Below are 13902 nucleotides of genomic sequence, written 5' to 3' on the forward strand. Positions count from 1 at the left end.
GCCTGGCATGAGATGATCGGTGAGGCCACCTTAGCGGACGCGATCCTGGACCGTATTGTTCACAACGCCCACCGCATAACGCTCGAAGGCGACAGCATGCGGAAGCGGAAAACACCAACGCTCTTGACCAGCGCCGAAATAAACGAAATCAATCACCCCTGACAGGAACCAGGCTGGCGGAATTCGATCGAACCCGCTGTCCGCGACTTAGCGAAATGCTTGTCCGCGACTTTGCTGAAATCGCTGTCCCGATTCACCGAAATCCGCACATACAGCCCGGACTTCAATCCCATAGAGAAGGCCTTCTCCAAGCTGAAGGCACTGCTGCGCAAAGCTGCAGAGAACCGTAACAGGACTGTGGGACAGGATCGGAAAGAGCATAGAACTCATCGAGCCAAAGGAAGCCCGAAACTACTTCAGTTCCTGCGGATACGATCCAGCATGAAAGGGAACCGCTCTAAGGGCGGATACAGCCATCCGGTCTTTTTGAACCGGTAGTAAAGGATCGCACACAGCATAATAATCATCGCGATGACGACGTAGTAGCCGTACTCCGACTTCAGCTCAGGCATATGCTCGAAGTTCATCCCGTAGATACCGGCGATTGCCGTCGGCACGGCCAGGATCGCGGCCCAAGCAGCGAGCTGACGGGTAATCGTACCCTGCCTCTGTTGTTCGAGAAGATTGGACGCTTCGAATACAGAAGTGACGACTTCACGCAGCCCCGACATCATGAATTCGACCCGGCGGACGTGATCAAGAATGTCGGGAAATAGGCTTTGGCATTGTCGTCGATGCAGGGCAGCTCCAGGTTCGCCAGCTTACCGACGACTTCACCCATTGGCCCTAAAATGCGCTGGAACTTGATCACCTGCCGCCTCATCCGGAACAGCCGCCTGATCTGCTGGCGCTCCAGGTAGGAGATCAGCATGTGCTTCTCCATCTCCAGCACCTTGTCTTCCAGCGTCTCCACCATCGGAAGGTAGCCGTCGACGACAAAGTCGATAACGCCGTGCAAAACGTAATCGGGGCCGTGATCGAGGAGCTTGGGCGACTGCTCGACCTGTTCGCGCAATTCCTTGTGGGACTTCGCCGATCCTTGGCGAACCGAGGCGATGTAGTGCCGACCGACAAAGATGCAGGTCTCACCATAGGCGATCTTGTCACCCTCCAGATGGGCTGTCTTGATGATGACGAAGAGCTGATCGCCGTAGACCTCGACCTTTGGCACCTGCTTCCCGTTCAGCGCATCTTCGACTGCAAGAGGATGCAAGTTGAACATGGCCTTCAGACGCGTCATTTCCTCGACTGTCGGGTCGGCGATACCGATCCAAGCAAATTCGCCATCCGTATGCTTGAACTGCTCATCTGTTAGGGGAAGTTCCTCGGCACGCTCGCCAGCGCGATAAACAAAGGATGCAACAGCGGTCATGAGGTTCCGATCGAAGGCAACGGAGAAAAGAATTAGGCAATCTCGTGTGGATCACCTTGCCGCTATCAAAAATGCCCGAGCGTCCGCTGGGTCCTCTCGAATGAGTTCGGCCAGTCTGCCCGATGAGAACGTGGGGTCGCCGGTTATCTCACGCCCTGCCCAAGCAGGCAAAGCAGGAACGGCGTCTTCATCCGGCAGCTCCACATCGGCCGTTACGAGGCCGGCCAACGGCCCCAGATATTCGTCGACCTGCCAGGTGAGGCCGCCGAAGTCGACCTCGTGACGATGTTTCTCGAGCGCCGGCCCCGCGGAAAACTCCTCTTCCATGGACAGAGCATCCTGTCGCGACAACTGGACATGGAATTCACTCCGTGAGGCACCACGGCGCAGGCCCTTCAGCGTCAGGGTAGCCGCGTTCTCGCAGAAGCAAACACGCGCTTTTCCGCTCTCGAACCTGGCGATCAGGTGGTCGGCAATGTGCAGCGTCTTGCGAGCCGAGCCCCGCCATCGGTCGTTATTAACGAGGAATTTCCTTTTCAATCTCAACTGGCAAGTTTCTATCTCATGGGTCTGAATTGCCGCTGCAATCCAACACTGCTTTATTTTTTAAGAGCGCCTTTAGGCCGGCCGTACGTTTTCGGCCTTCGACTTGCCCGTCTTCCGGTCCTGGCCGAGCTCATAGCTCACCTTCTGCCCATCCTGTAACGAACCGCCGCTGGTGACAGCTGAGATGTGCACGAAGACGTCGCCGCCCCCGGCATCAGGCGTGATGAAGCCGAACCCTTTGTCGTGATTGAAAAATTTTACAGTTCCAGTCGCCATGTCTATCTTTCAGCGTAGTGCGCGTGAAGCCCGCCTCGATGCATTTGCCCTAGAGATGGAGCGGCGCCGGCACAAGACAAGCTCACCTGGACATCACCGGTACGTCAAGCCGCCAGCACCGCGATTGAGGGCGATGGCATTTAAGCCAGAGCGATGAATGACAAAACACTGCCTGCGGGGAGCGGTGGCAGCCGTGTCCGTGCATCTGCAGTCGTCGATCACTGCTTCGCCTGATCAGCTACGAGAGTCGCTCAAACGGCTGCCATAGCAGACGAAGGCCGTGAAGCCTGCTCGATCCGGTGAGCGCCGACCAATTTGAATTGAGAAAACCTCGGCGTTGCAGATTTTCGTTCACGTCATCCGGCATTCTGTGATCTGGATTGGCCCCACGTTTCTCTGATTCTTGATATGTGTTCGACAAATTTCAGCGGCAACGCCTCGGGTGCAGACCAGAACCCTGAGTGTGTCATCCCCATGCTGGACTGAACGAGATGACGCAGCGTTTAGGCATCGATCCGTCAACAGCTCCGAAGTTCGTCTCGGCGCTCAAGCGGCAGCATAGAGGCTAACGTATCAAGTTCTACGGCGTGACGCTTGACGACGCGTTGTTGCGATGTGCCATGGGCGCGATCATCGCAAGGCTATCTGTACGTCAGGGGGTGGACTGTGATCTCGAGTTCCCAAGTCCTAGGTTCGCGAATGTATCATTTTCAGGCTCCACGCTCCGATCTCCTGATTTAGATCAGTCCGGATGACGCGCAACCGCGATAATCCTGGAAGCAAAGCCTTGACCGTCTCGAACTGCACAGGAATGGTGTAGGCGTCTCTGGCATGCCGGTTTTGATAGCGGGCCTCCCGCCGAGCAACGAAGGTCGGTGAAATGTCCCATACCTCAGACATCAGGCCGAAGACACTTGCAAGTGCGAACAAGGGTGCCGCCATTATGATCAGCGAGAACCATGGATGTTGGCCCAGGTAGAGGGCGATCGTCGGCGGCAGGAAACAAGCGATGACGAACAGCCATGCCAACCAGTAAAACCGCGGCGACCTGCTAGACGACTTGCTCCGGGTAGATCTCACGTCCATGGCTGCTCCTTCCCCAGTTTCTGGCGCATCTGACACTAAGATACACTTCAAATTCTCATCGCAGCAACAATCTACATCGATAAACGTCGGCGGTTTGCACCCCGCAGCGAAAGTACGTCAATCGCCTCTTCAACGAAGCCGAAGAGGTCGCAGTCGTGTTGGCAGTCTTCAGTCCAGTGCCCTCGGCAGCTTTCTCCACGTATGGCGATCGAGTCCACCAAGAAGGACTTGGAGCCGTTGCGCCATCTTCGGCGTCTCAATAATCAGCATCGCTAATGCAGCGATAATTATTTGATGCTGAACAGACGCCTGGCGAGGCCGGAACTAACGACGACTACGCAAGTTTGCGCTCCGCTACCTGGAGAAGCTCATGACATTCCTGCGCCCGATTTTCTCAATCATCTCGCTCCTCATTCTCGCCGCCGCGATCTACCTCCTGTGGAGCTGGCACCAGGGCGAACTAATGCGCCGCCCCGACGGCACGGTTGAGCTTCATCGAGACGACTGGCGTCTGTGGTGCGGTGGCATCCTGACGTTATGGTCCCTCCTCGGCAGGTTTCTGTATCTGCTACTGCTCGCCAAGCCTGACCCTGCCCCAGTCGTCTGGAAAAATGGCGTCGGCATAGTGGTTGAAGGTGCCAATGGAGAAAGGCTGAACGTCCAGGAGTTCGGACCGCCCGACGCTCCCCTTATCCTCCTCACCCATGGCTGGTCGCTTGACCACACGGTCTGGCAGTATGCTGTTCAGGATCTCTCGCGGGATTTCCGGGTCGTGACATGGGATCTGCCGGGCCTCGGCAAATCGACGGCCACCGAAATCAGCCTCAGCGCTTTTGCCGCAGATCTCAAGATTTTGCTCGACCGGCACCAGCGGCCGGTTCTTCTCGTCGGGCATAGTATCGGCGGGATGACAATCCAAACTCTGTTGCGCAATGATCCGACCGTTCAGCAGAAGGGTGTCGCAGGTATCGTCCTTGTCAACACGACGTATACGAACCCGTTGAAAACCATCGTTCTGGGGCCGCTGTTCAGGGCGCTTCGGTGGCCACTGATCGAGCCGATGCTTTGGCTTCAGATAGCTCTCAAGCCCATCACGTGGCTGATGTCATGGCAGAGCTACCTGAGCGGCTCGGCGCATCTTACGGCAAGGCTCGGCTTTGGCAGGTACGTCACGCGCAGCCAACTTGATCACACGGCATGGCTGATGACCGTCAACTCGCCCTCGGTGCAAGCCCGTGGCGACCTAGCGATGTTTCGATGGGATGCGACCGCTGCGCTGCCACGGATTTCTGTCCCGGCGTTGGTCCTTGGAGGCGAGATGGATATCGTAACGCTCCCAGAAGCGAGCAATACGATTGCCCAGTATATCCCCAGGGCTCAGTTACAGCTGTTCAGCGGCGCAAACCATATGGGTTTCATCGAGAGAGCGGTCGACTATAATGCGCTCATTCGGGTATTCGCCGAGAAAGTACTGAGCCCTCCTAAAGCGGTCGAGCCTACAAGCTTCGAGACGACTGCTACCATAACCCCTCTCGGGTAAAAATGGGGAGCTTCACCGTCGCGTTTCCGGCCGGCCCGTGCTCGCGCGGCTTACGCGGCGGCGGAACATGATCCCACCAGCCTTGCCTCGAGTTCCGTGACAAGCGAAACAAGTATCTGGCGCTCTCGCTCCCGTTCTGCCTCAATCGCTGTTAGGCCCTCAACCAGTTGCTGATTGCGATGGTTGAGGCACCTGATTTCACTGACCACATGCGCGATTTCCGACAACGTTTCAAGCAGTTTCAAGTCCATCACGCACACCCACTGGTACTCTGCTTGCTCGGAACCCTGCTCGCCGTTTGATGCGCGATCCGAGCAATCTGCCGCAATAAGGCCAAAGTTGCGTTATGGTTCCAGGTGCGCGAGAATTTTGGGGTGCACGTAAGTGGCAGGCTTCATCCAAGAGCATTTGTTTGAGGTCGAGACGCAGAACACATCGCGTTCAGGCAGAACCCGCAGCCTGACCTCGCTCCGCCTGGTCCAGCTTCTCCAACAGTCGTTGAAACGTCTCGGTCGAGTCGTAGGGGAGGGCGAAGACCGGAAGCCTTCGCAGTTGACCCGCGGCGACGGGATCGCACGCGTAGTGCCGGATTACGTTTGCCAGGTGTTTTTGAGGTTCCTGTGTCATGAGCTGAGAACTATCGGGGGGCAAGCCTGTTCCGCGTCTGGCGGAAAATCCATCATACGACGCGTTAACTCAACCCGGTTCCGTCAGGAGCGCTTTCACCGCGGCGATCAACTTCTTCTCATTATAAGGCTTATCCAGTACCGCATCGAACACATCCGGGTGGGCGCGGCCGATGCTTCCCTGTGCTCCACTCACCAGGATGATCGGAATGTGCGTTAGCTCGCCATCCCTGCGCATCGCCTGAGCAAGCTCCAGGCCCGTCATCAAGGGCATCATGAAATCCGTGATTACCAGCGAGGGGCGCTTTTCGCGCACGAGGGCGAGTGCTGCCTTGCCATGCGATGCCGCGGCGACTTCGTAACCGGCATCTTCCAGCATGATGGCCAGAACGTCCGCGATCAGAAACTCATCCTCAGCAATTACGATCAATGGCATCTGTTGCTGCTCATGCTCTCTTAGCCAAACATCAAATCAATCTCGTGAGGGCGTCGCCACACCCGTGGCTGCACCGGTCACTGCCTCAAGCGGCGTGGAAACCGCTATTCCCTGTGGTCCGAATGCGACCTCCCGGATAATCGGCTCATAAGCGCTGTCCCTGACCTTGAGGACCGATATGGTTCGCTTGTACTGCGAGTTGATCTCTACATGGCGCAGCATCACGAGATTATCCAGAAGGCTTGAAATTTCCGAACCCGGGGCGGCCACAGTCGGGCCAAACAGGTCCCGCAGTTCCCAAGTCGCAATGGTGGTAACGCCGAGCCGACGTATCTCGTTCATCAGCGCTGCGAAAAATTCGACAAGCCGCGGCGGGTGCACAGCCGCGCGCTCGAAACCGCCCAGACCATCGATCACGAGGCGCTTGACGCCACGCCTTCTGATCGCATCGAGAAGACGATGCCCGAGCTTGTCGAGCAGGTTCTCCGTCATGGGGTTCCAGATCACTTCCAAGGCCCCCGACCCAAGTGGCTTCTCCAGATCGACGCCTAAGGCCCGGGCCTTCGCCTGGAGGCGCGCAGGGGTCTCGTAAAAGCCGAAGTGAAGGGCCGGTTCTTCCTTATTTGCCTTGCTCAAAAAGTTGAGGCCCATTGCGGTCTTCCCACACCCGGACGGACCGAACATCAGCGTGACCGAGCTCCGAGGCAGGCCACCACCCATTAAGCGATCCAGCCCTTCTGTGCCGCTGGAGAGGGGAGGGGGAGCACTATGATCATCTGCGGCAACCATCGGTGCAAGCATTGCTTCCATGCGCGGATAGGCGGTTATTCCGGCCGAAGTGATCTCGAACTGGTGGTAGCCACCGAGGGCGGCGCTTCCTCGTGATTTCCTCACCTGAAGGCGCCGGACCGAGCGAACGCCGACGAGCTCGTTGTGAAGCTCGATAACGCCATCGACCATGGTATGTTCAGGACTGTCTTCCGCGATCCGGGTGCTGGTTAAGAACAAGACGGTGCAGCCGACAAACGCCGCCTGGCTCTGGACTTCAGCGACGAAGGTCTTGACGTCGAGCTGCGTGTCGGCGCGATCGCGGGCGCTCAGAAGGCCATCGAAAACCAGCAGCGTTGCCTCTTGCCTGGTGATTTCCTGTCGGATCAGGCTCACAACAGCGGAAAGGCCTTCATCCCTGAGGGTTTGAAAGACGCTGACGTAGGTGATTGAGATTCCCAGATGCGCTTTGTCGAAGAACTCAAGCGTGCCAAGTGACTGAAACAGCCGATCATGCGTCTCAGCGAGAAGGGTGACGTAAAGCACCTTGCCGCGACGTGAAAGGTTGCCGAAGGCAACTTGATTGGCAAAGATGGTCTTGCCGGCACCCGGGTGACCCTGGATGATGTACGATGCGCCCTCGACAAGGCCTCCTCCAAGAATGGGGTCCAGACCGGAAATGCCGGTCGATAGTCTCGGAAGTTCATTCATCGGGTTTGCCGTCCAGGATGTGGGGTTCGGCCGCACCGTAAGACCGTCACACGATTTTGCAACCGTCGTGCCACACAAAAGGCTTTATTTCTTCCGGTGGGGCGCTATGGTTCCCGGCAAGGCTAGGGGCTTCCTTCATTTTCATCCGACGAGACTTAAGGACATGTGGCCGCCTATGGCAGACAGAGAATTTGGCAGCGATGGCGAAGGAGCGGAAACCCGCCTGCAGGAGCTGCAAGCGAGTGTCGACGCCGCTCAGCCGAGCCAGGATGCGGCTTCCTTCCTCGCGGCGATTGTAGAGTCCTCCGACGATGCTATCGTCAGCAAGTCGCTGCAAGGGATCATTACGACATGGAACAAGGGCGCTGAGCGCGTTTTCGGCTACACCGCTGCGGAAGCAATCGGACGACCGATCACCATGCTTATTCCCGAAGATCGGCTCGATGAGGAGCCGGCGATCCTGGCGCGCATCCATGCGGGTGAGCGGGTCGATCACTTCGAAACCATCCGGCGCCGCAAGGATGGCAGTTTGCTCGACATATCGCTGACCATCTCGCCGATCCGCAACAGTCACGGCAAGATTATCGGGGCTTCCAAGATAGCCCGGGACATTTCCGAGCGAAAGCGTGCAGCGGAACGCCAGGATCTTCTGCTTCGGGAAATGCATCATCGGGTCAAGAACCTGTTTGCCATCACAGGCAGCATCATCACGCTTGCGGCGCGCACGGCGCAGACTCCGGGTGAACTCGCCTCGACTATGAAAGACCGTCTTGTCGCGCTCTCGCAGGCGCACGAGATGACACTTCCGAGCTTCACAGGCGACGAAGCGTTTCAGGAGCGTTCGACGACCCTGTTCCAGCTGTTGGCCAGCCTGCTTTCCCCATATGACGATGGTGAGGAAGGGCGGTGGCGCTTCCATGGTGAAGACGTGCCGATCAGCGCCGAGAGGGTGACAAGCCTCGCACTGCTCTTTCATGAATATGCGACCAATGCGGTGAAATACGGGTCACTATCCAGTGCCGAAGGGCGATTAGACATGACTCTGGCCGCACGCGGCGAAACATTCGAGATCTCGTGGCTTGAATCTGGTGGACGATCTTCCAGCAACACGGGACCGAAAGATGCCGGTTTCGGCACGAGGCTGGAACAGATGATCGTCCGCACTCTCAATGCGGAAGTTGCCAGAGATTGGCTGCCGGACGGACTCCTTATCAAGCTCTCAATGCCCCGCGCTGCTTTCGCTGCGCCAGGTGAGCCTCAGGGAGGCTAAGACCCAGTCGCTGAAATGCTGCAATGCACAATATTTGCTTGAATGTGGGTGCGCTGCAGTTTATGTTGCCTTAACAAAGCCGCCCAACTCCTCCCGGGCCGCTTTGTCCGACTGGCAGCACTCCTCCTCCCAAGTTGTCAGTCATAATCGAAAACCCGGTGCACCTCCTCCCGCACCGGGATTTTCGTTTTTACGAAACTTCTTGAGGGAGACGTTTGACGCTCTGCTGTATTCCTGATCGCGAGCGGGAAACCCGCGATGTTTCGACGGCTTGCCTTGCGCTGTGACGCGGCGGAAGGGTGCCATGGGTAACGACGCCTGGTGAATTGCCCAATGCGACTTGGTGGTCAATGGTGGCGATCAGTCGAGGCGCTTTTCGAAGAAGACGCGGTTGAAGCCATCTTTGATGCGGCGGCCAGTCTCGACATAACCGAGCCTTGAATAAATCGACAGGTTCTCGACCATCTTCTCATTGGTATAGAGACGCACAGCGGTAAGGCCGAGCCGCTGTGCCTCTGCCTCACAGTATGCGGTCAGCGACCTGCCCATCCCCTTTCCTGCGGCTTCTGGCCGAACGGCGACATTTTCCAGGAGCATTGCTGTGTTTTTCAGAAAGAAGACGATGAAGCCCTGCAATCCTTCACCCTCGCTCACCACCACATGGACCAGGCCGGCGGCGATCTGAGCACCATAATCGGCGACCATGGGTGCGGGCTTGCGTCCGATCACGGCGACATAACGCGCGTAGGCCTGCTCCGCACAGGCACGAATGGCGGCCTCATCGGCCGCGACCGCTTTTCTGATCATCCTGCTCCCTCTGTTCCTCTGAGCTGGACCGCGCAGCACCGGTAATCGATCTACCCATCGACGACCGGTCGTTATCTATGGTCAGGTCGTTTCTCCATTGTTCATAGCGGTTCAAACGAATTGCTTCCATAACGACCAGCGTCCTTGAAGCCACCCGATGCCGGCCTATTTCCATTGCCAGAGGAACCTTCGTGGTGAACAATTCAGTCAATGTCGTCGATTACGCGGTGATATCTAGGGCGCTTGCCGCCTGGTTCCGGTTCTATGAAGTCGACCCGGAAGAGAGGATGCTCGAAGTCCTGGCGCAAGCAGCAAGCGAGCTTTACCCCGGTGGGTATCGATCTCCGGACGACCTCGCGACCTCACTGATCGGTTCCTACGTCGGGCCCTGGTCCCTGATGACAAATGCCCCGACCTCAGCGTCGGTTCACTGACTTCAATGTTCGACGGCTTCACCCTGGAAACGCTCGAAACGTCACGCGGTGTCATACGATTGAGAAGGGGAGGGCAGGGCTCGGCGGTCCTTCTCCTTCACGGTCATCCCCGCACCCATATGACCTGGGGACAGGTGGCAGACATACTCGCACCGTTTCACACGGTCATCTGCCCTGACCTGCCGGGCTTTGGTCGGTCCTACGTGCCGCCTGATGCGCAGGATAGCCGGCATTCATCAAAACGCGAAAAGGCTATCGTCCTGGTCGAGCTGATGGAGCAGCTCGGACACACCAGGTTTTCGGTGGTCGGCCATGATCGCGGCAGCTATTCAGCGTTTCGGATGGCGATCGACCACCCGGAGGTTATTCAGAAGCTCGTCGTCGTGGACTGCATACCTATTGTCGAACACCTCGAGCGCGCCGACTGGAAATTCGCTCGCGACTGGTATCACTGGTTCTTTTTTGCTCAACCAGAAAAGCCGGAGCGGGCAATCCTGGCCGACCCGATGGCGTGGTACAGTAAACTCTCGCCGGACGACATGGGCAGTGAGGCCTTCGACGACCTCGTTAGTGTCCTACACGATCCGAATGTCGTGCACGGCATGGTCGAAGATTATCGCGCTGGAGTGCGGATTGATCATGTGCATGACCGCGAAGATCGCGAGGCCGGCAGAAAGGTGCAGTGTCCGGCGCTATGTTTGTGGTCGACGCGCGATGACCTGGAGCAGATCTATGGTGACCCGCTCTCAATCTGGCGCGACTGGGCGACCGATGTTGAAGGTCATGGTATCGACAGCGGTCATCACGTCGCAGAAGAAAGCCCGGACGATCTCGCGGCTGCGATCCTGGGGTTCCTTCGATGAGGCCAAATCATCCGACCGGCACCTGGCGTCGGCGCTTGCGGATTGGCTTGTCGATATTCTACGGCTTAGCAGGGATACTTCACATCGCCTGGCCCGCGCCGTTCCTGACGATCACGCCGGGATGGGTACCAATGCCGCAGATCGTCATCCTAGCCACCGGCGTGTGCGAGCTTGCTGGCGCTGTTGGTCTGTGGAACAGACGGACGCTCAGGCTCGCCGCGATAGGGTTGGCGCTCTACGCCGTTTGCGTCTACCCGGCGAATATTAAGCACGCATTTGACGGTCTGACGGCGACAGATGTGAACCTGCTCACGTGGGTTTATCACGTCCCACGGCTTGCTCTGCAGCCTGTCATCGTCTGGCTACCGCTCTTCGCAAGCGGTCTTGTCACGTGGCCACTCGCAGGCTTGTTCAGGACGCCCGATCCCAAGCCCTCTCTGGATTAATCAGCCGCGCGCGATAGTTCCTCAGATGAGACAGAACGGAGATAGCACTCATGGAAGATACACCCTCCCTGAAATTGGCGCAGCATTATCTAAGCCTCGGTGGCACACGCAAGTCGAAGATCGATGACAACATCACGGATACCCGCAAATGGGAGGATGAGCCGGAAGAGGCTGCTAAATTCTGGAAAGAGAAGGTCGAGGCGCTGAGCGAAGACGACAGGAAACAGGTCGAGAACTTCCTGCCGTCGATCAATGATCACTAGTCTGACCAGGCGACCTGTCGTTTGAGCCAGAAAGGAAACAGGCATGTTCAGCCACGTGATGGTCGGGGCCCGGAATCTGGAAACGATGGTGGCATTCTACGACGCCGTGTTAGCGTTGCTCGACCTCCGGCGAAACGGCGACTGGGATCCCGAAGATCCGGCAGGCGTCATCTGGAACCGGCCCGGCAAACGCTGGCCGCAGTTCGCGATCCGCAGACCAATCAATGGTCTGCCGGCAACCTCGGGGAATGGTGTACAGGTCAGCTTCGCTGTGCGTTCTCAAACTGCCGTCGACGAAGCCTGGTGTGCCGCTATGGACCATGGCGGCTGTGACGAGGGTGCTCCAGGCCTCCGGCCGCACTACGCCGATGACTTCTATGCCGCGTACTGCCGTGACCCGGAAGGCAACAAGCTTTGTTTTGTCCATGCGGGAGAGATGACGGTCTAGTCCGCCACCTATTGCGGTGTTGCGGGACGAAGTCCGGAAATGTCCACAGGAACCGCGCTCCAGCCCTCTCGACATGCCTTCCCTTGCGAGCTGTATTACCGGGAGAATGGAGTGATTCATGGCTTATCAGTGGGATTCCAGAAAAGCTCGTCGGGCTCATTTGATTAAACTTGGTTGTGTTATCCTGGCGACGGCTGATTGCGTCGGGATGCCAGTTTTTATCCTGGTCGAAGCAATGAAGCCCTAATTCCCGTCGAGGTTACGATCCGCAACAGGAGCCTAAAATATGGGACAGCCGCATGGCAGGCTGTCGCCGTAGATCGCCGAGCGTGGAAGTATCGTCTTGGCGCTAAGAGGCTGCCCTGTCTGCTGATCCGCATCCTGTGGCTCACACGGCCGGCTACAATGACGACCGTTGGCGCGGACGAGATCCTTATTTCCCGGCAGGAAGGGTAACGTCCGGCGGATTAGAAATCGTATCCCTGCCACCATCGATGAAGCCATATGTGGCGCCAATAAGTCCAGCAACAATCATCACCACCGACACCAGTCTATGTCTTAAGGCTATCGACATGGCGATGCCGAGCACAACTGTGCCTATCGTGACGGCTGTGAAGCTAACAAGCGTAAACATGAACGGCAAACCAGCAACCCGGCCACAGGTTCCACCGCGGCCGCGCCCAATCATCGCATCCGCCAAATACCTTCAAGCTTCTTCTGGCAAAGCTCACCGACCAACGACCAACAAGATGCAGGCAGATAAAAGGGCCAGAAAGATTGCGAGGGCAGCAAGGGGAGCGATTGCTGCATCCCCTAGGGCGTCCCTCCAGCGGCCCCGATATCGGTTGAGCATTTGTCACCTCCTCCAGCTTGGACAATTCGGCTAGGGAGGAGGTAGGGCTGTAGGCATTTGCCGTGTTCGCGCTCGAGCTACCCGGCATCGCGATCAGGTCGGTCTAAGGGGTGCGAGGCGGGCCGACCCGGGCGGCGGGCCGGCCCTATCGTTGCTGCTCCTAAATGTGATCGAAGCTGCGGCGGGAATATGAAAGTAGCGGCCTTGTGTGAGGCTGGCGGAAAATCCGATTCACCGCAGGGACGATCAGCCTTCCAGCCAGATCGCTTGCCGCTCATCGTACGTCCTGCAGAAGGTCTAGCGTATTCATCATCGGAGGGCTGATCGACTCCCGCGCCCTATCATCGCTCACGAAAAGCCGCGATTAGGCGATCTTCGAGGCTTAGCCAAAGTAGCCGAAAGCCTTTTAGATCGGCGCTCAGTCACCCAGTGACGCTAAGCTTGTTTACGGCCCTACCTTTGCCGCGATCCCGGATGTTCCAAAAATGATGCAGCGCTGAAGCGGTTTCTGCAGAGGATATCTGTCAAAAATCGATCTCGACGACCTGTGGTTCAAGGCTGGCGGCGACCCGGTGGCGCGGTTGCATTGGGAATGTTGAAATGGCAGTCTTCATACCATGGAAAAGATGATCTCCGCGCTTGGCCTGAACCATGCCCTTGTACGTGAGCTGCAGATTCGCGGGTTCCACACGCTCGCTGATATCAAGGCGCTAAGTGCGCTCAATGCGATCGGTTTCAAGTGGATGAACGGCCGCGAGTGGCAAGTCATTTGCAATGCCCTTGGCAGGAAGCCGTTCCCTGACCTGAGTGATGAGGTCAAACGAAAGACTCCGCCTGCTGTCCGGCGTGCAAGATAGCGCGTCGACGGTAATCTGTTCGGCGAAAGTACAGACCGGAGACCCGCGCGCCATCATCGCTCGCGAGGGGCGCCCTGGCCTCAGATGTTGTGGCTGCTGTCGATATCCGGGCCCAGGTCAACTTCAGGCACGACCTCCGCGAGAGGTATTATGGCTGAAATCGCAGCTGCCAAGCTTACCCCATCGACCTTGGGGCCAATTTCGTCGTGGATTTCGATGCTGCCTATTTGGAGTGGTTCC

Annotated in this window: 16 protein-coding genes and 3 pseudogenes; 10 read left to right on the plus strand and 9 right to left on the minus strand. The window is 57.5% G+C overall.

Features of this window, described 5'->3' with window-relative positions; translation table 11 throughout:
* On the plus strand, positions 1–162 hold a 162-nt coding region (locus KX729_RS32420; protein ID WP_219746573.1), incomplete at its 5' end, for an ATP-binding protein.
* 84 nt (positions 163–246) lie between these two features.
* Positions 247–445 (plus strand): annotated as a pseudogene (locus KX729_RS32425) (IS630 family transposase); the annotation flags it as partial.
* Here KX729_RS32425 and KX729_RS32430 read toward each other — a convergent pair.
* From KX729_RS32430 to KX729_RS32445, 4 genes and pseudogenes are all read right to left on the minus strand, one after another.
* A pseudogene (locus KX729_RS32430) lies at positions 417–1432 on the minus strand (magnesium and cobalt transport protein CorA). The pseudogenes KX729_RS32425 and KX729_RS32430 sit on opposite strands and share 29 nt — an antisense overlap.
* Before the next feature lie 51 nt (positions 1433–1483).
* Positions 1484–1972: a CYTH domain-containing protein gene (locus KX729_RS32435; protein WP_219746560.1), complete on the minus strand. Its 489-nt coding sequence runs from the start codon at positions 1970–1972 to the stop codon at positions 1484–1486.
* A 78-nt stretch (positions 1973–2050) separates the two neighbouring features.
* A complete protein-coding gene (locus KX729_RS32440; RefSeq protein WP_219746561.1) occupies positions 2051–2254 on the minus strand; it encodes a cold-shock protein in 204 nt (67 codons plus the stop codon).
* Between the two features lie 687 nt (positions 2255–2941).
* Positions 2942–3283, minus strand: a complete 342-nt coding sequence (locus KX729_RS32445; RefSeq protein WP_219746562.1) for a hypothetical protein — start codon at positions 3281–3283, stop codon at positions 2942–2944.
* A 427-nt stretch (positions 3284–3710) separates the two neighbouring features.
* Between KX729_RS32445 and KX729_RS32450 the strand changes: the two genes are divergently transcribed.
* On the plus strand, positions 3711–4880 hold the full coding sequence (locus tag KX729_RS32450) for an alpha/beta fold hydrolase (RefSeq protein WP_219746563.1): 1170 nt from the start codon (positions 3711–3713) through the stop codon (positions 4878–4880).
* A gap of 50 nt (positions 4881–4930) precedes the next feature.
* On the opposite strand, the gene KX729_RS32455 is transcribed toward KX729_RS32450, so the two are convergent.
* The 3 genes from KX729_RS32455 to KX729_RS32465 all read right to left on the minus strand — a co-directional run bounded on the left by KX729_RS32455 (position 4931) and on the right by KX729_RS32465 (position 7421).
* Entirely contained in the window at positions 4931–5131 is a 201-nt protein-coding gene (locus KX729_RS32455) for a hypothetical protein (RefSeq protein WP_219746564.1), read from the minus strand.
* Between the two features lie 445 nt (positions 5132–5576).
* The gene (locus KX729_RS32460; protein WP_219746565.1) at positions 5577–5942 is read right to left on the minus strand and encodes a response regulator; all 366 of its coding nucleotides are present in this window, start codon (positions 5940–5942) and stop codon (positions 5577–5579) included.
* 36 nt (positions 5943–5978) lie between these two features.
* Positions 5979–7421: a DUF7125 family protein gene (locus KX729_RS32465; protein ID WP_246618037.1), complete on the minus strand. Its 1443-nt coding sequence runs from the start codon at positions 7419–7421 to the stop codon at positions 5979–5981.
* A 175-nt stretch (positions 7422–7596) separates the two neighbouring features.
* On the opposite strand from KX729_RS32465, the gene KX729_RS32470 reads away from it, so the two are divergent.
* Entirely contained in the window at positions 7597–8691 is a 1095-nt protein-coding gene (locus tag KX729_RS32470; protein ID WP_219746575.1) for a PAS domain S-box protein, read from the plus strand.
* Between the two features lie 360 nt (positions 8692–9051).
* Here the strand turns inward: KX729_RS32470 and KX729_RS32475 are convergent, their stop codons facing one another.
* Positions 9052–9498, minus strand: a complete 447-nt coding sequence (locus KX729_RS32475; RefSeq protein WP_219746566.1) for a GNAT family N-acetyltransferase — start codon at positions 9496–9498, stop codon at positions 9052–9054.
* 194 nt (positions 9499–9692) lie between these two features.
* Here KX729_RS32475 and KX729_RS32480 point away from each other — a divergent pair, with 194 nt between their 5' ends.
* The 5 genes and pseudogenes from KX729_RS32480 to KX729_RS32500 all read left to right on the plus strand — a co-directional run bounded on the left by KX729_RS32480 (position 9693) and on the right by KX729_RS32500 (position 11952).
* A complete protein-coding gene (locus KX729_RS32480; RefSeq protein ID WP_246618038.1) occupies positions 9693–9932 on the plus strand; it encodes a hypothetical protein in 240 nt (79 codons plus the stop codon).
* Positions 9933–9937: 5 nt separating this feature from the next.
* A complete protein-coding gene (locus KX729_RS32485) occupies positions 9938–10795 on the plus strand; it encodes an alpha/beta fold hydrolase (RefSeq protein WP_219746567.1) in 858 nt (285 codons plus the stop codon).
* Positions 10792–11241 carry a DoxX family protein gene (locus tag KX729_RS32490; protein WP_219746568.1) on the plus strand — a complete coding sequence of 150 codons (450 nt, stop codon included), beginning with the start codon at positions 10792–10794 and terminating at the stop codon, positions 11239–11241. The genes KX729_RS32485 and KX729_RS32490 overlap by 4 nt, the downstream gene beginning before the upstream one ends.
* 56 nt (positions 11242–11297) lie before the next feature.
* Positions 11298–11504: pseudogene (locus KX729_RS32495) on the plus strand (hypothetical protein); the annotation flags it as partial.
* 43 nt (positions 11505–11547) lie between these two features.
* Positions 11548–11952 carry a VOC family protein gene (locus tag KX729_RS32500; RefSeq protein WP_219746570.1) on the plus strand — a complete coding sequence of 135 codons (405 nt, stop codon included), beginning with the start codon at positions 11548–11550 and terminating at the stop codon, positions 11950–11952.
* Positions 11953–12385: 433 nt separating this feature from the next.
* Here KX729_RS32500 and KX729_RS32505 read toward each other — a convergent pair whose 3' ends face one another.
* Entirely contained in the window at positions 12386–12652 is a 267-nt protein-coding gene (locus KX729_RS32505; protein WP_219746571.1) for a hypothetical protein, read from the minus strand.
* A 770-nt stretch (positions 12653–13422) separates the two neighbouring features.
* Here KX729_RS32505 and KX729_RS32510 point away from each other — a divergent pair.
* A complete protein-coding gene (locus KX729_RS32510; RefSeq protein ID WP_219746572.1) occupies positions 13423–13662 on the plus strand; it encodes a hypothetical protein in 240 nt (79 codons plus the stop codon).
* Positions 13663–13902 lie beyond the last annotated feature (240 nt).

Origin of the sequence: Neorhizobium populisoli (assembly GCF_019430945.1) — a bacterium.
In the GTDB taxonomy this organism is placed as follows: domain Bacteria; phylum Pseudomonadota; class Alphaproteobacteria; order Rhizobiales; family Rhizobiaceae; genus Neorhizobium; species Neorhizobium populisoli.